This is a genomic window from Microbacterium sp. GW821-FHT01D02 (genome assembly GCF_059422585.1).
Genome location: NZ_JBWKXB010000002.1, coordinates 16,187 through 30,604 on the forward strand (window position 1 = coordinate 16,187; position 14,418 = coordinate 30,604).

Annotated in this window: 22 protein-coding genes; 9 read left to right on the top strand and 13 right to left on the bottom strand. The window is 69.4% G+C overall.

The window, feature by feature from the left end; genetic code table 11:
• Window positions 1-26 precede the first annotated feature (26 nt).
• The gene (locus AC07VM_RS08830) at window positions 27-173 is read right to left on the bottom strand and encodes a hypothetical protein (RefSeq protein WP_267417814.1); all 147 of its coding nucleotides are present in this window, start codon (window positions 171-173) and stop codon (window positions 27-29) included.
• Between the two features lie 95 nt (window positions 174-268).
• Between AC07VM_RS08830 and AC07VM_RS08835 the strand changes: the two genes are divergently transcribed.
• On the top strand, window positions 269-859 hold the full coding sequence (locus tag AC07VM_RS08835) for a 1-acyl-sn-glycerol-3-phosphate acyltransferase (protein ID WP_494910766.1): 591 nt from the start codon (window positions 269-271) through the stop codon (window positions 857-859).
• A 7-nt stretch (window positions 860-866) separates the two neighbouring features.
• Here the strand turns inward: AC07VM_RS08835 and AC07VM_RS08840 are convergent, their stop codons facing one another.
• Entirely contained in the window at window positions 867-1,064 is a 198-nt protein-coding gene (locus tag AC07VM_RS08840; protein WP_494910767.1) for a hypothetical protein, read from the bottom strand.
• Window positions 1,065-1,133: 69 nt separating this feature from the next.
• Here AC07VM_RS08840 and AC07VM_RS08845 point away from each other — a divergent pair, with 69 nt between their 5' ends.
• Entirely contained in the window at window positions 1,134-1,661 is a 528-nt protein-coding gene (locus AC07VM_RS08845) for a DUF6328 family protein (RefSeq protein ID WP_267417811.1), read from the top strand.
• Window positions 1,662-1,688: 27 nt separating this feature from the next.
• Here the strand turns inward: AC07VM_RS08845 and AC07VM_RS08850 are convergent, their stop codons facing one another.
• Entirely contained in the window at window positions 1,689-2,234 is a 546-nt protein-coding gene (locus AC07VM_RS08850; protein ID WP_267417810.1) for a Dps family protein, read from the bottom strand.
• Between the two features lie 111 nt (window positions 2,235-2,345).
• Here AC07VM_RS08850 and AC07VM_RS08855 point away from each other — a divergent pair, with 111 nt between their 5' ends.
• The 4 genes from AC07VM_RS08855 (at window position 2,346) to AC07VM_RS08870 (ending at window position 4,451) form a co-directional block, all read left to right on the top strand.
• On the top strand, window positions 2,346-2,837 hold the full coding sequence (locus tag AC07VM_RS08855; RefSeq protein ID WP_494910768.1) for a GNAT family N-acetyltransferase: 492 nt from the start codon (window positions 2,346-2,348) through the stop codon (window positions 2,835-2,837).
• Between the two features lie 107 nt (window positions 2,838-2,944).
• A complete protein-coding gene (locus AC07VM_RS08860; RefSeq protein WP_494910769.1) occupies window positions 2,945-3,244 on the top strand; it encodes a Fe-S cluster assembly protein HesB in 300 nt (99 codons plus the stop codon).
• A gap of 139 nt (window positions 3,245-3,383) precedes the next feature.
• Window positions 3,384-4,043: a hypothetical protein gene (locus AC07VM_RS08865; protein WP_494910770.1), complete on the top strand. Its 660-nt coding sequence runs from the start codon at window positions 3,384-3,386 to the stop codon at window positions 4,041-4,043.
• 63 nt (window positions 4,044-4,106) lie between these two features.
• Window positions 4,107-4,451 carry a LysR family transcriptional regulator gene (locus tag AC07VM_RS08870; RefSeq protein ID WP_494910771.1) on the top strand — a complete coding sequence of 115 codons (345 nt, stop codon included), beginning with the start codon at window positions 4,107-4,109 and terminating at the stop codon, window positions 4,449-4,451.
• Between the two features lie 4 nt (window positions 4,452-4,455).
• On the opposite strand, the gene AC07VM_RS08875 is transcribed toward AC07VM_RS08870, so the two are convergent.
• From AC07VM_RS08875 to AC07VM_RS08885, 3 genes are all read right to left on the bottom strand, one after another.
• Window positions 4,456-5,031: an alpha/beta fold hydrolase gene (locus AC07VM_RS08875; RefSeq protein ID WP_267417805.1), complete on the bottom strand. Its 576-nt coding sequence runs from the start codon at window positions 5,029-5,031 to the stop codon at window positions 4,456-4,458.
• Window positions 5,032-5,171: 140 nt separating this feature from the next.
• Window positions 5,172-5,438 (bottom strand): hypothetical protein, encoded by a 267-nt coding sequence (locus AC07VM_RS08880; protein ID WP_494910772.1) that lies wholly within the window; start codon window positions 5,436-5,438, stop codon window positions 5,172-5,174.
• A 226-nt stretch (window positions 5,439-5,664) separates the two neighbouring features.
• Window positions 5,665-7,326: an ABC-F family ATP-binding cassette domain-containing protein gene (locus AC07VM_RS08885; RefSeq protein WP_494910773.1), complete on the bottom strand. Its 1,662-nt coding sequence runs from the start codon at window positions 7,324-7,326 to the stop codon at window positions 5,665-5,667.
• 108 nt (window positions 7,327-7,434) lie between these two features.
• On the opposite strand from AC07VM_RS08885, the gene AC07VM_RS08890 reads away from it, so the two are divergent.
• The gene (locus AC07VM_RS08890) at window positions 7,435-7,887 is read left to right on the top strand and encodes a hypothetical protein (RefSeq protein WP_494910774.1); all 453 of its coding nucleotides are present in this window, start codon (window positions 7,435-7,437) and stop codon (window positions 7,885-7,887) included.
• Here AC07VM_RS08890 and AC07VM_RS08895 read toward each other — a convergent pair.
• The 6 genes from AC07VM_RS08895 to AC07VM_RS08920 form a co-directional block, all read right to left on the bottom strand.
• Window positions 7,884-8,477: a hypothetical protein gene (locus AC07VM_RS08895; RefSeq protein ID WP_494910775.1), complete on the bottom strand. Its 594-nt coding sequence runs from the start codon at window positions 8,475-8,477 to the stop codon at window positions 7,884-7,886. The two genes, AC07VM_RS08890 and AC07VM_RS08895, sit on opposite strands and share 4 nt — an antisense overlap.
• Entirely contained in the window at window positions 8,474-8,776 is a 303-nt protein-coding gene (locus AC07VM_RS08900; protein ID WP_494910776.1) for a hypothetical protein, read from the bottom strand. The genes AC07VM_RS08895 and AC07VM_RS08900 overlap by 4 nt, the downstream gene beginning before the upstream one ends.
• 124 nt (window positions 8,777-8,900) lie before the next feature.
• Window positions 8,901-9,350 (bottom strand): DUF4279 domain-containing protein, encoded by a 450-nt coding sequence (locus AC07VM_RS08905; RefSeq protein ID WP_494910777.1) that lies wholly within the window; start codon window positions 9,348-9,350, stop codon window positions 8,901-8,903.
• 106 nt (window positions 9,351-9,456) lie between these two features.
• Entirely contained in the window at window positions 9,457-10,530 is a 1,074-nt protein-coding gene (gene ychF / locus AC07VM_RS08910; RefSeq protein ID WP_267417798.1) for a redox-regulated ATPase YchF, read from the bottom strand.
• 90 nt (window positions 10,531-10,620) lie between these two features.
• Entirely contained in the window at window positions 10,621-11,109 is a 489-nt protein-coding gene (locus tag AC07VM_RS08915; protein WP_494910778.1) for a hypothetical protein, read from the bottom strand.
• Between the two features lie 55 nt (window positions 11,110-11,164).
• Window positions 11,165-11,905, bottom strand: coding sequence for a class I SAM-dependent methyltransferase (locus AC07VM_RS08920; RefSeq protein WP_494910779.1), 741 nt, complete (start codon window positions 11,903-11,905; stop codon window positions 11,165-11,167).
• A gap of 59 nt (window positions 11,906-11,964) precedes the next feature.
• Here AC07VM_RS08920 and AC07VM_RS08925 point away from each other — a divergent pair, with 59 nt between their 5' ends.
• The gene (locus AC07VM_RS08925) at window positions 11,965-12,558 is read left to right on the top strand and encodes a 3'-5' exonuclease (RefSeq protein WP_494910780.1); all 594 of its coding nucleotides are present in this window, start codon (window positions 11,965-11,967) and stop codon (window positions 12,556-12,558) included.
• Window positions 12,559-12,622: 64 nt separating this feature from the next.
• Window positions 12,623-13,909 carry a DNA recombination protein RmuC gene (locus tag AC07VM_RS08930; RefSeq protein ID WP_494910781.1) on the top strand — a complete coding sequence of 429 codons (1,287 nt, stop codon included), beginning with the start codon at window positions 12,623-12,625 and terminating at the stop codon, window positions 13,907-13,909.
• Between the two features lie 83 nt (window positions 13,910-13,992).
• On the opposite strand, the gene AC07VM_RS08935 is transcribed toward AC07VM_RS08930, so the two are convergent.
• Window positions 13,993-14,280 (bottom strand): hypothetical protein, encoded by a 288-nt coding sequence (locus AC07VM_RS08935; protein ID WP_267417793.1) that lies wholly within the window; start codon window positions 14,278-14,280, stop codon window positions 13,993-13,995.
• Between the last annotated feature and the right edge of the window lie 138 nt (window positions 14,281-14,418).

Consider the following 14,418-nt stretch of genomic DNA (forward strand, 5'->3'; position numbering starts at 1 on the left):
AGACGGCCCGCGATGGCGTCTGCCTCTTACTCGCTCTTCGGAGCGGGGAACTGGCAGACGCCATTGCTGCAGTAGCCGACGGCGTCGCCCTCGAGCAGGTTCAGGGAGTCCAGGAGCGGCTGCAGCCCGACGGGCGCTTCCTGCTGCACGGAGTCCTGCTGCATTTTCTTCATCCCTCGATGGTACGCCTGCCCGGAGCGGGTGGCGCGGAACCCGCCCGGCCGGCACGGACAGCGCATCGAAAGCCGCTCTCCCCTACGGTTGACGCATGCTCAAACGACTCCTCGCCCGCATGTTCTGGGCGTTCAGCAGATGGACGCTCGTGAGCGAGGGCGCACCGACGCGCCCGACTGTCCTGGTCGGCGCACCGCACACCTCCAACTGGGACTTCGTCCTGATGCTGGCGATCGCGTGGCGGCTCGACATCGACGTGCACTGGCTCGGGAAGAAGAGCCTCTTCCACGGCTGGCGAGGGCCGCTCATGCGTCGCCTGGGCGGCATCCCCGTCGATCGCTCCGACCCTGCGCGCGTCGTGAACGACGTGGTCGGACAGGTGCACGCCGGAACCGTGTTCGGGCTCGTCGTGACCCCGGACGGCACGCGCGGCGGCAACGAGTACTGGAAGTCCGGGTTCTATCGGATCGCCCGCGAGACGGGTATGCCCGTGACACTGGGCTTCGTCGATCGCACGACCATGACGAGCGGCCTCGGTCCCACGATCGACCTCACCGGCGACGTCGCAGCGGACATGGATCGCATCCGCGCGTTCTACGCCGACAAGTCGGGGGTGCGTCCCGAACGTCGCACGGAGCCGCGGCTGCGGGAGGAGCATCCGGCGCCGACGCCCGACGGCGCGTGAGACGGCTTCAGTCCTCGGCGTGCGCCCGGGCATAGTCGAGATCATCGTCGGACAGGGACTCCACCATGCCGACGACCGCGCCGGTGATCACCCTGATCTCCTCGCGGACATCTTCCTCGAGATGCGGCGAGCCGCTGTCGAGCACGGCCCGGCGCGCGTCCTCCGACAGCTCTGACCACCAGTCCCTGATCGGCGGGAGCGTCATGATGCCTTCTTTCGATCTGTGGGTGCAAGAGTCTGGACAGCACCCGAGAGCGGAAACGACACTGAGATCATGACATCCGACCTCCCGGCTGGCGACCACGAACTCGACGACCGTGCGGACGGGCGCGACGAGACCGCGAACGAACGTGCCGACCGCAACTGGGACGAGCTGCTGCAGGAGCTGCGCGTCATGCAGACCGGAACGCAGATCCTGACCGGTTTCCTCCTGGCCGTGGCGTTCCAGCCGCGGTTCACGGACATGGACGAGCTCCAGCGCGACCTGTACGTCGTCCTCGTGGGGCTCGCCGCTGTCGCCACGATCCTCGCTCTCGCGCCGGTGGGGATGCACCGTGCCCTGTTCGGACGTCGCCGGAAGCCGGACCTCGTGCGCATCGCGGCCCGCATCGTCCGGATCGACCTCATCGTGATCGGCGCCCTGACCATCGGGGTGACCACACTGATCGTCGACTTCACGGTGAATCGCACCGCGGGCATCGTCGCGCTCGTCGCGGCACTCGTGCTGGTGCTCGCGCTGTGGATCGCCCTGCCGCGCATCATGCGCGGACGCCCCCTCACCCGCGGCGCCGGGCCGGTCTGACCACGGCGCCCGCGGGACGGGGCGTGTTCAGCGTCCCGCCGGGCTCCGGTTCTCGGCGCTGACCATCCACGCGAACTGCTCGAGCCGTTCGATCACGGCGTGCAGCAGGTCGGCGGACGTCGGGTCCTCCTCGTCGACGGCGTCGTGGACGTCCCTCATCGTCGCGACAGCCGCCTCCAGACGCTCGGTGACCAGGTCGATGGTCTCGGTGGTGGACACCTCGCCGGCGGGGAACTCGGGAAGCGAGGTGGTCTTCGCGATCGTCGCGCTCCGCCCGTCCGGGACGGCATGCAGGGCGCGCATCCGCTCCGCGATCGTGTCGCTGAAGGTTCGCGCGTCGTCGATGATCTCGTCGAGCTGCCGGTGCGTGTCGCGGAAGTTGCGGCCGACGACGTTCCAGTGCGCCTGCTTGCCCTGGATCGCGAGTTCGAGCAGATCCACGAGCACGGTCTGCAGGTTCGCGGCGAGCGTGGGCGATGCGGTGAAGCCCTTCTCCGCGTTCTGCTGCCTGGTCGTCTTCACGGCACCCTTCTTCGTCGAGCCGCCGGTCTTCTTGGTCGTGCTTTCAGCCATGGTGTGTGACCTCCTGGGTGCGACGCTAACCCGACGGAGCGTCGGGGCCGAGGGGGTTGACACCGGAAGGGCCCAGCCCCGAACGTGGCTCGGGACGAGAAAGGCGCCACCGTGACCGAAGAGCAGGACCGAGCACACCCGGAGATCGTGATCTCCCCCATCAGTGACGACGACGCCGGCGAGGTGCTCACCGTGCAGCGCGCGGCCTTCGTGTCGGAGGCCGCGATCTACGGCAGCGTCGACATGCCTCCGCTGACGCAGACCCTCTCCGAGCTCGAGGCCGAGCTGCGTTCCGAGTCGGGGCTGACCGCGCGGATCGACGGGCGTCTCGTGGGGGCGATCCGCTACGTGAAACGGGACGGCATGCTCCTGATCGGCAGGATCGCGATCGCCCCGGACGTGCAGGGCGAGGGAGTCGGGAGGCTGTTGCTGGAGAGCGCCGAGAAGTCGTCCGACGCCGCTGTCGCCGAGCTCTTCACCGGGAGCCTGAGCGAGGCGAACATCCGCCTGTACGAGGCGTGCGGCTACGAGGAGCACGAGCGGGTGCCGGACGGCGACGGCACCGAGCAGGTGTTTCTGCGGAAGAACCTGCGAGCAGGGTAAGAGCCTCCTCCGAATCCGCGCAAGGGGGTTGAAGGCGTCGGCGGGGTCGGGAATCGTAGCCCGGACATGTCGCGACCGCGGCATGCCCCAACCGGAAGGAGAGTCTCGTGCTCACCCTCACCGACAACGCCTCCGCCATCGTGACGACCCTCGTGAGTCGCCAGACCGACGCCCCGGATGCCGGACTGCGCATCCACTCCACCGAGGCCCCGACCGCCGAGGGCGGTGCGCGTCTCGCCGTGCTCGTCGCGGCCGACCCGGAGCCTCAGGACCAGGTCGTGGAGGTCGCCGGCACCCGGCTCTTCCTCGACGAGTCCGCAGCTGCCGCGCTCGACGACAAGGTCCTCGACGCCGGCGTGGACGACGAGGGTTCTGTGTCCTTCGCGGTCACACCCCAGGTCGCCTGACCGAAGGATTCCGGATGCCGCGGCCGACTCGGTCGCGGCATCCGTCGTACGCGGGCGAGGACTTCGGTGAGATAACGATTCGCTCCACCGCCGTGTCGGCTTCTCGTGGAACGCGTCGGTGCTCCCCTAGCATCTGAGCATGCGACGATCTCTTGCTCCGGTCCTGGTCCTTGCCGCTTCTGCACTCCTGCTGATCGGGTGTGCTCCCTCGACATCCGCCGAACCGAGCGCGACGAGCTCCGCATCGTCGTCGCCGTCCTCCAGCCCGACGCCGGAGGTCGACCCGCAGATCGTCGTATCTCTCGAGGGTCTGACCGTCACCGACGAATCCGAGACGACCAGCGTCGCCTTCGACGACTCGCCCGCGTTGCTCGCGCTCCTCGAGAAGACGACCGGCGTGCTTCCGGAGCCGGAGAACATCGAGGTCGTCCCGGGCGACACCACTCCTATGCAGCGTTACGACTGGGACGGACTGATCGTGCTCGCAGACAGCAAGGGCGAGGTCCCCGCGGCGGTCTCGATCACCGCCGCCGAGGTGGGAGGAGTGCCGGTGCAGACGGCGGAGGGCCTGCACGTCGGTTCGACCCGAGCAGACCTCCTCGACGCCGGTGCGTGGGCGCTGGTGGATGCGGAAGATGCCGCCACCGCTGCGGATCTCGGGCTGGGCGAGCAGGAGGTTCCGGACACGGAGTCGCTGACGCATCCCGGCTCCGTCGGCATCCTCTACGTGCTGTTCTCTCTCGAGGGCGACACCGTGACGCGGATCAACGCCCCCGCGAACGACTTCAGCGATCTCTGATCCCGCGGTGCAGCGCGTAACCTGGAGAGGCTCGCAACCCGTGCGAACCGTCGAAGGGCCCCCGTGAAGATCTCTCTGCTCCGCCGTTTCGTCGTCCTCGCGGAGGAGCTGCACTTTCCGCGCGCGGCCGAGAAGCTCGGCATCCCGCTGGCATCGCTCTACACGTCGATCGACAAGCTCGAGGCCGAGGTCGGGCATCCGATCGTCCATCGTGAAGGGCCGACCCGGTTGACGCACGTCGGCGAACTCCTCCTGGTGGAGGCGAAGGCAGAGGTCGCTGCGGCTCCGGCGCCGGTCCGCAACGCCCCGGCGCCGGCGGGAGGCAAGGCCAAGGCCTCGAAGGGCAAGGGCCGTGCTCCCGCCGTCAAGGGACAGCCGAAGCCGTACAAGAAGCGACAGGGCCGCTAGGGACTCAGTCCCAGTCGAGGTACTCCTCGATGACGACCGCGGTCTCGATCGGGTGCGTCATCGGGAAGAGGTGGTCTCCCCCGTCGATGCTCTTCACGCTGGCGCGCTCCGGGGCCGTGGACTGCAGGCGCTCGCCGTTCGCGAACGGGGTGGTCGCGTCGTCGGTGCCCTGGATGATGAGGACCGGCATCACGGGCGCGAGGGCCGTGTCGTGCTCTTCGACGCCGAGCAGCGCCAGTCCGTTCACGCGGTCGGCGTGGGCGACGGCGAATGCTCGCGCGATGGTGCCACCGAATCCGTGTCCGCCGATCCAGGTGTCCCCGAGGCCGACGTGGTCGATCACGGCGAGTGCATCCTCCACCCGGTCCTCCAGCGAGGGCTCGGCGCCCTCGACATCGGCGCGGTGGCCGATCCGCAGCACGTGGAAGCCCGCCTCCTCGGCGAGGTAGTGCGCGACGACGCCGAGGACGTCAGCCGCGACATCGCGCTCCTGGATCAGGACGAGCTTGACGGGCCCGTCGCCCTCGTCGACGAAGGGGATCGCGCGGCCGTCCGGCTCGAAGATCTGGGTGTCGGTCATCGGCGTCAATCTCCTCGTGCCGTCGGTGTCAGGAACTCAGGCGGAACGTCCACGGCGGACGCCAGCGACCGGACCGCGGCTCGAGCCGCCGTGTCCCAGCGTATCCCGAGCGGGCCGTCAGCGAGACGGAGACGCCCGGATCAGCGTCCGAAAGGCTGGCCGCCCAGCGCCGAGAAGAACAGCGTGCCCCACAGGATGAAGAAGAGCACGGCGAACAGCGTGCCGAGCGCGCCGATGACGAGCGCCCATCGGGCAAGCCCTGCGCCGGACTCGGTGTTCCCGGGGGCCCGCAGCTGTCGCAAGGCGAACACCCCGAGGATGAATCCTCCGACCGGGATGACGAAGGCCGCGATGAAGCTGACGAGAGCCAGGGTGTTGGTGCGCGGTGCCGTGGGCGACGAGGTCATGAGGGCCTTCTGCTCGTAGAGGTCACCACGAGCGCTTCTGGCTCATGGCGAGGAGCTCCACGACGTCACCGTCCGGCATCCTGACCGATATTGTGGCGTCTCCCCCGCTTCGGCCGCAACACGGGCTCGCCGCGGCGTCGCCGAGCCGGGCGATGAGGTGAACGTCATAGGGCGCGCAGCCCTACGCCTGATCGGGACACTCGCGGTCGACAGCGCCCGCCGCTCGTCAGACCTCGACGACCTGTCCCGACTCCACCCGCCAGTGCCGGTCGGTCTGCACGGTCGCGAGCATCCGCCGATCGTGGGTGACGAGCAGCAGCGTCCCTTCGTACGACTCGAGCGCCTGCTCCAGCTGTTCGATCGCGGGCAGGTCGAGGTGGTTGGTCGGCTCGTCGAGCACGAGCAGGTTGACGCCGCGCGCCTGCAGCAGCGCCAGTCCCGCGCGCGTGCGTTCGCCCGGTGAGAGCTCGTCGACGGCACGCGTCACATGATCGGCCTTGAGACCGAACTTGGCGAGGAGAGTGCGCACCTCCCCCGAAGCCATCTCGGGGACCAGCGCCTCGAAGGCAGCGGCGAGCGGCTGCGCACCGACGAGCAATGCACGCGCCTGGTCGATCTCGCCGATCTCCACGCTCGCGCCGAGACTCGCCGATCCCTCGTCCGGGCTCTGTCGCCCCAGCAGCCCGCGCAGCAGCGTCGACTTCCCGGCGCCGTTGGGGCCGGTGATGCCGATGCGCTCCCCCGCGTTCACCTGGAGCGACACCGGTCCGAGCTGGAAGGAACCCTGGCGGAACACGGCCGAGCTCAGCGTCGAGACCACCGAGCTGGAGCGCGGCGCCGAACCGATCGTGAACTCGAGCTGCCACTCCTTCCGCGGCTCCTCGACCTCTTCGAGTCGGGCGATCCGGCTTTCCATCTGACGCACCTTCTGCGCCTGCTTCTCGCTCGACTCGGCCGAGGCCTTGCGCTTGATCTTGTCGTTGTCGGGTGCCTTCTTCATCGCATTGCGCACGCCCTGGCTCGACCACTCGCGCTGGGTGCGGGCGCGGGCGACGAGATCGGCCTTCTTGTCCGCGAACTCGTCGTACTTCTCGCGCTGGTGGCGGCGGATGGTCGCCCGCTCCTCCAGGTACGCGTCGTAGCCGCCGCCGAACACCCGGTTGGTGCCCTGGGCGAGATCGAGCTCCAGCACGCGGGTGACGCAGCGGGCGAGGAACTCGCGGTCGTGGCTGACGAGCACGACGCCGCCGCGGAGGCCGCGCACGAACGTCTCGAGTCGCTCGATCCCGTCGAGGTCGAGGTCGTTCGTCGGCTCGTCCAGCAGGGCGATGTCGAAGCGCGAGAGCAGCAGTGCCGCGAGGCCGACCCGTGCGGCCTGTCCTCCCGACAGCGACGTCATCAGGGTGTCGGCCGGATCGCCGCCCAGGTCGAGGCCGAGGTCGGCGAGCACGGCCGGAAGCCGCTCGTCGAGGTCGGCGGCGCCACTGGCCAGCCAGCGATCCAGAGCCGCGGAGTAGGTGTCGGCCGGATCCGTGCCCGGGGCGGCGAGCGAGGGGTCGCCGAGAGCGGCGGCTGCCTCATCCATGTCCCTGGTCGCCTCCGCGCACCCGGTACGCCGACCGATGTACTCGACCACGCTCTCTCCCGCGACGCGCTCATGCTCCTGGGGGAGCCAGCCCACGAAGGCATCCGCCGGAGTGAGTCGGATCGTCCCGGCCTGCGGCTCGTCGACTCCGGCCAGCAGCTTCAGGAGTGTCGACTTCCCCGCGCCGTTGGCCCCGACGAGACCCACGACGTCTCCGGCCGCGACGGTCAGGTCGAGCGAATCGAACAGGGTGCGATGGCCGTACCCGCCGGCCAGCCCTTGGGCCACGAGTGTTGCGGTCATCCGTCAATCCTGTCACCCGCGCGGGTGGTGCGCGGACGCCCCTCCGACCGGGTCGCCACAGCCGCCCGTGGCCATCGGCTGTTGCCGTAACCACCTAGACTCTTCCGCATGTTCTGGAGCGAGGTGGAGGTCTTGCTCCCGCATGAGACGGTGTCCGATCTCCGACGACGCCTCGGTTCGCGCCCTCGAGGGCATGCGAGCGGCGTGCGGATGCGCATCCGAGACGACAACGTGCTCGTCGCTCGAAACGGAGTCGGCGGGATCTACGCCACCGGCAGCACGGTACTCCGGGCGCGGCTGCGCGACATGGACACCGGCGTGCGCGTGTCCGGCAGGGTTGCCCCCAGCGGTCCCGACCTGGCCGTCGTCGCCGTCCTGTTCCTGGCAGCGGCGGGTTTCGTCACGCTCGGTCTGTCGCTGAGCGCCGACATCGCGCTGTTCGTGTCCGTGGTGCCACTCGCACTCGGGGTGGCCTTCGCCGCCCTGCTTCCCCGGTCGGTGCGGGATGGGCGCCCTGCACTCCTCCGGGCGTTGCTCGACGACGTCGCGAGCGCCACTTAGGGCTGCGGAGTCCGCCGGTCCGGAACGTTCCCGCGCGCTCTCTCGAGTCGGCGCGTCAGGAGGAGCGCGATCGTGAGGGGCACGGCGGCCACGACCCCGAACGAGATGTCGATGAGCTGCCAGCCGATCGGCAGACCGCGGACGGCTCCCGCGATCAGGGCGAGCGGGATGATGCCCGCGCACATGATGAGGCCCCAGACGGTCACCCACACGTTGCGCACCGGATCGATGAGCGGTCCGACGAAGGCCACGGCGATCGCCAGATGGGCGAACGCGAGCCAGTCCGTGCCGTACGCCAGAAACGGATAGTCGTCTCCGGTGACCTCGAGCCCTTCCGCGACCCGCTGCACCCAGAAGGCGAGGTCGGGGAACGTCGCGCTCAGACCGGTGCTGTTCAGGATGTCGCGGCCGAGCATGAGCTCCTCGCGCAACGGGAAGGCGGTGACCCCGCTCACGACGAGCCCGATGATGACGATGATCAGGCAGATGCGGATCGCGAGGATGTCGCGTCGCCCCGGCGCCGTCGGCCGCACCGCGGCGGCCCCATCACCCTTCGCACCGTGTGAGTCGACCGGCGGAACGACGCTCATGTCGCACCGAGATCCGAGGGCCCGTCGGAGTTGTTCTCCCGTCGTGCCCGCACACGGCGGACGAGGAGGGCCGCGGTGACGAAGGCGAGAAGGGCGGCGATGAGGACCAGCAGGACGTTGATCCCGAGCGTGGACCAGGTCGGCAGTTCTGCCTGCCAGGTCGGAATGTCGATGAAACCCGCCGTCCACGCGCTCGGCGTCGTCATCGTCGAGACCCCTGTCGGCACGAACACGACGAGGATGGCGACGGAGACGACGAGCCCCGTGATCTCCTGCCGCAGCGTCGTTTTCGGGTTCATGGAGTCCATTATGCGGTCGCGTGCGTGATCCTCACCGCAGGTCCCGCTCACGCCGCCGTCTAACCGGGTACCCCGTCCCTCCGGCGCCTCTCAGCGCTATGAGAGCAGCAGATGGTTCGTGCGCTCAGGCGCCCTCGGCCTCATCCTCCGTGAGGAAGGCGGTCCCGTAGACGGCGCACCCCAGCTTCGCCAGGCGGCCGATCAGGTCCGCCTCCAGCACGAATCCGCCCTGCGTGCTGTCGGAGTCTCCGGACCACCAGAGCACGGTTTCCCCGCCCTGGCGCAGCTCCGCGAGCGCCTGTGCGGCGGGTTCCAGTCTCACCGCCAACGCCCGGAGCGCGGAGAAGCCGGTCTGATCGTCAGCATCCGGCTCGTCGATGCTCTCCGTGAGAGACCAGTAGGTCCGCTGGTACGTCAGGAACTCCGGCGCGAAGTTCCGACCGGCCCGGCCCGAGGGCGTGAGATCGCCTTCGTCGCCCCAGTCGGTGGGCTCGAGGCCGAGCATCGCGGAGATCTGGGCGACCGTCTTCGTGTCGCTCTGGATGCTGAGCGACGCTCTGTTGCCCTGGATCATGGACGAAGCCTCCCTCGAGCCATCGGATGTGCTCCCGATGCAGAACTCCACGACGTCACCGTAGCTCGCATCCGAGTCGTCCCACGCTCCCGCCGGATGCCACGCCTCAGTTGTTGAAGCGGAACTCCACGACGTCGCCATCCTGCATGACGTAGTCCTTGCCCTCGAGGCGGGCCTTGCCCTTGGCGCGGGCCTCGACGACGGAGCCGGTCTCGACCAGGTCCTCGAACGAGACGATCTCGGCCTTGATGAAGCCCTTCTCGAAGTCGGTGTGGATGACACCGGCTGCCTGAGGCGCCTTCGACCCCTTGGGGATCGTCCAGGCGCGAGCCTCCTTCGGACCGGCCGTGAGGTAGGTCTGCAGACCGAGGGTGTCGAAGCCGATGCGGGCGAGCTGGTCCAGGCCCGACTCGTCCTGCCCGGTCGAGGCGAGCAGTTCGGCCGCGTCTTCCGGGTCGAGGTCGATGAGCTCGGACTCGATCTTCGCGTCGAGGAAGATCGCCTTCGCCGGCGCGACGAGGGCGGCGAGCTCGGCCTTGCGGCCGTCGTCCGTCAGCACGGCCTCGTCGACGTTGAAGACGAAGATCACAGGCTTCGCGGTGAGCAGCCCCAGCTCGCGGATGGGCGTCAGGTCGATGCCGGCGACCGACAGCAGCACGCCGCGCTCCAGCGCATCCTTCGCCGCGTTCGCGGTCTCGAGCACCACGGGCTCGATCTTCTTGCCGCGGACCTCCTTCTCGTACCGGGTAATCGCCTTGTCGACGGTCTCCAGGTCGGCGAGCATGAGCTCGGCGTTGATCGTCTCCATGTCGGACGCCGGGTTCACCGTGCCGTCGACGTGCACCACGTCGTCATCGGCGAAGCCGCGGACGACCTGTGCGATCGCGTCGGCCTCACGGATGTTCGCGAGGAACTTGTTGCCCAGCCCCTCGCCCTCGCTCGCACCGCGCACGATGCCGGCGATGTCGACGAACGACACCGCTGCGGGGAGGATCCGCTCGCTGCCGAAGATCTCCGCGAGCTTGTCGAGACGCGGGTCGGGCAGGTTCACCACGCCGACGTTGGGCTCGATCGTCGCGAACGGATAGTTCGCCGCGAGCACGTCGTTCTTGGTGAGTGCGTTGAAGAGGGTGGACTTGCCGACGTTGGGCAGGCCGACGATGCCGATAGTGAGAGCCACGGGGCACGAGTCTACCTGGCCGCCACCCCGTGATCCTGCGGGATGCTGTGCGTCGCGGCCGGCACCACCGCCCGCGCCGCCGCCCTTCTGCTAGAGCAGTGAGGTGCGCTCACTGCTCAGGCACGCCACCGACCGCTTCGCATCCGTGCTGATGCAGGCACCGTCGATCAGTTTCCGCTGACCCACCGGCTCGCTGAGGGTGACCGTGACCGGCACGGCGTCGTTACCCATGCAGTTCGCCGTCTCCAGAGCGCTCGGCTCCGCGTCGATGCGGATGATCACTTGCGTCGCCTCATAGGTGATGACGGGAGAGAGAAGCTCGCCGGTCACTCCGTTCGCACAGTCGACACGCGTGACCTCGACCTCGAGGGTCCTGCTGTCGGGAGTGACGTCGTCGGGGACGATCAGCTGCCAGGTGGCGGGATCGCCGGACGGCGCGGGTGCTTCACTCGGCGCCCCGAGCTCCGCCGTCGAGGACGAGTCCTGAGAGGGTGCGTTCTGCGACGGTGTCGGCGCGCAACCGGCGAGAGCGATCGTCGCGACGAAGAGAAACCCCCAGACGGACCGCTGTCGGTTCATGCCGCAACGCTACTTCCGCGCTGCGGAGAAGGGAAGCGCATCTCGGCGCTGTGCGTCAGTCGCGCACAGTGCGGTACGCCCGCGTCACGTACGGGAGGTCGATGGTGGCGTCGCCGTGCAGGTCGAGTTCGTCGAACAGCTCGTCCAGCTCTCGGCGGATGCGCGCCTTCTCCTCGTCCGGGGCGGTGATGATGTAACTCCGCGATGCCGCCATCCGATGCAGCAGATCGCGCGTGATGGGGCGGACCCACTCCCAGCGTTCCTGTTCGAGCGGCCCGAACGGCGCGGCGACGACCGGGTCTCCCTCGGCGAGCATGTTCTCGGCATGACTGCCGTGCATGATCTCGGTCAGTCTCCGCACCCATTCGACGCGATCGTCGCGGATGTTCCAGATGAGACCGAGGGTTCCTCCGCTGCGCACGGCGCGACCGATCTCCGCGGACCCGGCATCCGGGTCGACCCAGTGCCAGGCCTGTCCCAGGACGACGGCGTCGAGGCTCGCGTCCGGGAGCGGCAGCTGCTCCGCCGTCCCGACGAACGTCGGCACTCCGGGCACCGCCCCACGAAGCGTCGCCAGCATCTCCGGGTCGGGATCGACGGCGACCACCTCGGCATCGGGAGCCTGGGCGAGGACGCGGGTGAGCTTGCCCGTGCCGGCGCCGACGTCGGCGATTCGACGCGAATCCGCCGGCATCCGCTCCAGCATCCAGGCCACCGCGTCGAAGGGGTACTCGGGCCTGCCGACCTCGTAGTCCCCCGCCTGCGCTCCGAACGACGTCGCCATGTCCTCAGCCATGTCGCCAGCATACGGCGAGTCTGCGACCGGTCTCCGAGAGCCCGGGGGAAAGTGGGGGTGTGCCACTGGATTTCACTGCGATCGACTTTGAGACCGCGAACTCCAGCCCCGCCTCCGCCTGCTCCGTCGGACTCGTCCGCGTGCGTGGCGGCGAAGTCGTCGCCACCACCGGCTGGCTGATCCAGCCGCCGCCCGGGCACGACGAGTTCCAGGAGTGGAACGTCCGCATCCACGGCATCCAGCCGGAGGACGTGCTGTCGGCCGCCACCTGGGTCGACCAGTTCGATCGCCTGTGCGCCTTCGCGGGAGCCGACGTCCTCGTCGCCCACAACGCGGGATTCGATCTCAACGTGCTGCGCCGCGCCTCGGAGGCCACCGGGCAGCTCTGCCCGCCCTACCGCTCGCTGTGCAGCCTGCAGGTCGCCCGCAAGACGTACCAGCTCGACTCGTACCGCCTGCCGATCGCCGCGGCGGCCGCCGGGTTCGAGGAGTTCTCGCACCACGACGCCCTCGCGGATGCCCGTGCCTGCGCGCAGATCGTGATCGACGCCGCCGCCAGAGCGGGAGCTGCCGACGTCTTCGCGCTCGCGGACGCCCTCAGCCTGCGCGTGACCGCGCCCGTCACCCCCGCCCTGGAGCGCGCCGTCGCCTGACCCCGCACGTGCCCTTCGTGCGCGGCGGCCTCGGAATGTCGGATGCCGGCCGCATCATGAAGACATGGATGCTCTGGCAGTCGTTCTCGTCCTCGTCGCCCTCGCGGCGGGTGTCGCCGTCGGCTGGTTCCTGCGCGCCGGTCGCGGTGCCGCGGATCTCGCGCGCGCCCAGGCCGAACTGGCTGCCGCACGCGACGATCGCGACCGCCAGTACGACCTCTACCGCGACGCCGTGGAGCACTCCCGGAACGAGCAGCGGGCCGAAGCGCAGCGCGTGCAGCAGCAGAACGCCGTGCTGACCGCGCTCGCACCGGTGCGGGAGAGCCTGCAGCAGATGCAGGACAAGGTCACCGCGATCGAGCGGGATCGGCACGCGCAGTTCGGCACGCTCGAGGAGCAGCTGCGCCGCGCCCAGGAGTCCGACGAGGCGCTGCGTGCCACCACGGAGTCGCTCGCGGGCGCACTGCGCTCGACCGCCACACGCGGCGTCTGGGGCGAGACCCAGCTGCGCCGGGTCGTCGAAGCGGCCGGGCTGACCCGGCACATCGACTTCGACCTGCAGGCGACGATCTCGTCCGACCGCGGTCAGGGGCGGCCGGACATGGTGATCCGTCTCGCCGGCGGCAGCTCGATCGCCGTCGACGCCAAGGTCCCCCTCGACGCCTACCTCGAGGCCTCGGCGCTCTCGGCGGGCGACGCGAGCGAGCCGCAACGCCGCGCGCTGATGCAGAAGCACGTGAAGGCCGTCCGCGCCCACATCGATGCTCTCGCCAAGAAGGCGTACTGGGCAGGTCTCGATGCGAGCCCCGAGTTCGTGATCTGCTTCCTGCCCAGCGAGTCGCTCCTGGCGGCGGCCATCGATGAAGACCCGGCACTGCTCGACTACGCCTTCAGCCGCCGCGTGGCACTCGCCTCCCCCGTCAACCTGTGGGCGGTGCTCAAGACGGTGGCCTTCACCTGGACGCAGCAGGAGGTCTCGACCGAGGCTCGCACCCTCCTCGCCCTCGGCACGCAGCTCTACGACCGGCTGGGCACGCTCGCCGGGCACGCCGACGACCTGCGCCGCGCCCTGGAGCGCGCGGTGGACAGCTACAACCGGTTCGCGGGCTCGCTGGAGACACGCGTGCTCGTCACGGCACGGCAGTTCCCCGGCGTCGACGCATCCGCCCTCGACTCGGCGCGCCCGGTGACGGCGGGGACCGGTCGACGCTTCACCGCCCCCGAGCTGATCGCCGCCGACGGAGCAGCGGACGAGAAGACGGCCGCCGAGACGCCCGACGACGCGGAACATGCGGCTGCAGCGGTGCAGGCCGATGTGGGCGAGGTGCGGTTGCGCCTCGACGAGGTCTAGCCGACCGCGATGCGGTCACCGCGCTACAGCGCACGCGACGATGTGACACCCGGCAGGGCGACAGCCGGAAGTGCGAAGTCGACTCAGGCGACGCCGGGAACGCCGCTGAGCAGGAGGATGACGAGTCCGCTGGTGGCGAGGAAAGCCCCGATCATCCACCAGGCGCTGATCTCATGCCCCTCGTCACGGCGGACTCGGAACAGCACGTCGGCGCGGCGAGCCGGATCGGCGATCGCTGCCGGTGGGGCGGTCACAGGCGGAGTGGTGACGCCGGACTCGGCATCCGCACTCACCCGGAGAATCCGTCCGGTGTTCGTCGTGATGATCTTCGTCGCGGCGGCCTTCGAGCCGCTCGTGTGCTGCGTTGTCATCCGTTCGCCCTCCTGTGCCTGCGGTGCCTGACGGCTCCGTCGACGGCGACAAACCCAGTGACAATTGTGACACGGCGCTCCGGAAAGCGTGGATCACGCCACTCCCGACCGATACCGGCTCGATAACGATGCCGTCCG

Excerpts from the sequence above, each read along its gene's own strand:
- AC07VM_RS08930 (WP_494910781.1), top strand. The coding sequence starts at position 12,623 with ATGGATGCTCTGGCAGTCGTTCTCGTCCTCGTCGCCCTCGCGGCGGGT.
- AC07VM_RS08830 (WP_267417814.1), bottom strand. The coding sequence starts at position 173 with ATGAAGAAAATGCAGCAGGACTCCGTGCAGCAGGAAGCGCCCGTCGGG.
- AC07VM_RS08890 (WP_494910774.1), top strand. The coding sequence starts at position 7,435 with ATGTTCTGGAGCGAGGTGGAGGTCTTGCTCCCGCATGAGACGGTGTCC.
- AC07VM_RS08845 (WP_267417811.1), top strand. The coding sequence starts at position 1,134 with ATGACATCCGACCTCCCGGCTGGCGACCACGAACTCGACGACCGTGCG.
- AC07VM_RS08840 (WP_494910767.1), bottom strand. The coding sequence starts at position 1,064 with ATGACGCTCCCGCCGATCAGGGACTGGTGGTCAGAGCTGTCGGAGGAC.
- AC07VM_RS08835 (WP_494910766.1), top strand. The coding sequence starts at position 269 with ATGCTCAAACGACTCCTCGCCCGCATGTTCTGGGCGTTCAGCAGATGG.
- AC07VM_RS08875 (WP_267417805.1), bottom strand. The coding sequence starts at position 5,031 with ATGACCGACACCCAGATCTTCGAGCCGGACGGCCGCGCGATCCCCTTC.
- AC07VM_RS08905 (WP_494910777.1), bottom strand. The coding sequence starts at position 9,350 with ATGATCCAGGGCAACAGAGCGTCGCTCAGCATCCAGAGCGACACGAAG.
- AC07VM_RS08915 (WP_494910778.1), bottom strand. The coding sequence starts at position 11,109 with ATGAACCGACAGCGGTCCGTCTGGGGGTTTCTCTTCGTCGCGACGATC.
- AC07VM_RS08900 (WP_494910776.1), bottom strand. The coding sequence starts at position 8,776 with ATGAACCCGAAAACGACGCTGCGGCAGGAGATCACGGGGCTCGTCGTC.
- AC07VM_RS08880 (WP_494910772.1), bottom strand. The coding sequence starts at position 5,438 with ATGACCTCGTCGCCCACGGCACCGCGCACCAACACCCTGGCTCTCGTC.
- AC07VM_RS08895 (WP_494910775.1), bottom strand. The coding sequence starts at position 8,477 with ATGAGCGTCGTTCCGCCGGTCGACTCACACGGTGCGAAGGGTGATGGG.
- AC07VM_RS08850 (WP_267417810.1), bottom strand. The coding sequence starts at position 2,234 with ATGGCTGAAAGCACGACCAAGAAGACCGGCGGCTCGACGAAGAAGGGT.
- AC07VM_RS08885 (WP_494910773.1), bottom strand. The coding sequence starts at position 7,326 with ATGACCGCAACACTCGTGGCCCAAGGGCTGGCCGGCGGGTACGGCCAT.
- AC07VM_RS08920 (WP_494910779.1), bottom strand. The coding sequence starts at position 11,905 with ATGGCTGAGGACATGGCGACGTCGTTCGGAGCGCAGGCGGGGGACTAC.
- AC07VM_RS08865 (WP_494910770.1), top strand. The coding sequence starts at position 3,384 with ATGCGACGATCTCTTGCTCCGGTCCTGGTCCTTGCCGCTTCTGCACTC.
- AC07VM_RS08935 (WP_267417793.1), bottom strand. The coding sequence starts at position 14,280 with ATGACAACGCAGCACACGAGCGGCTCGAAGGCCGCCGCGACGAAGATC.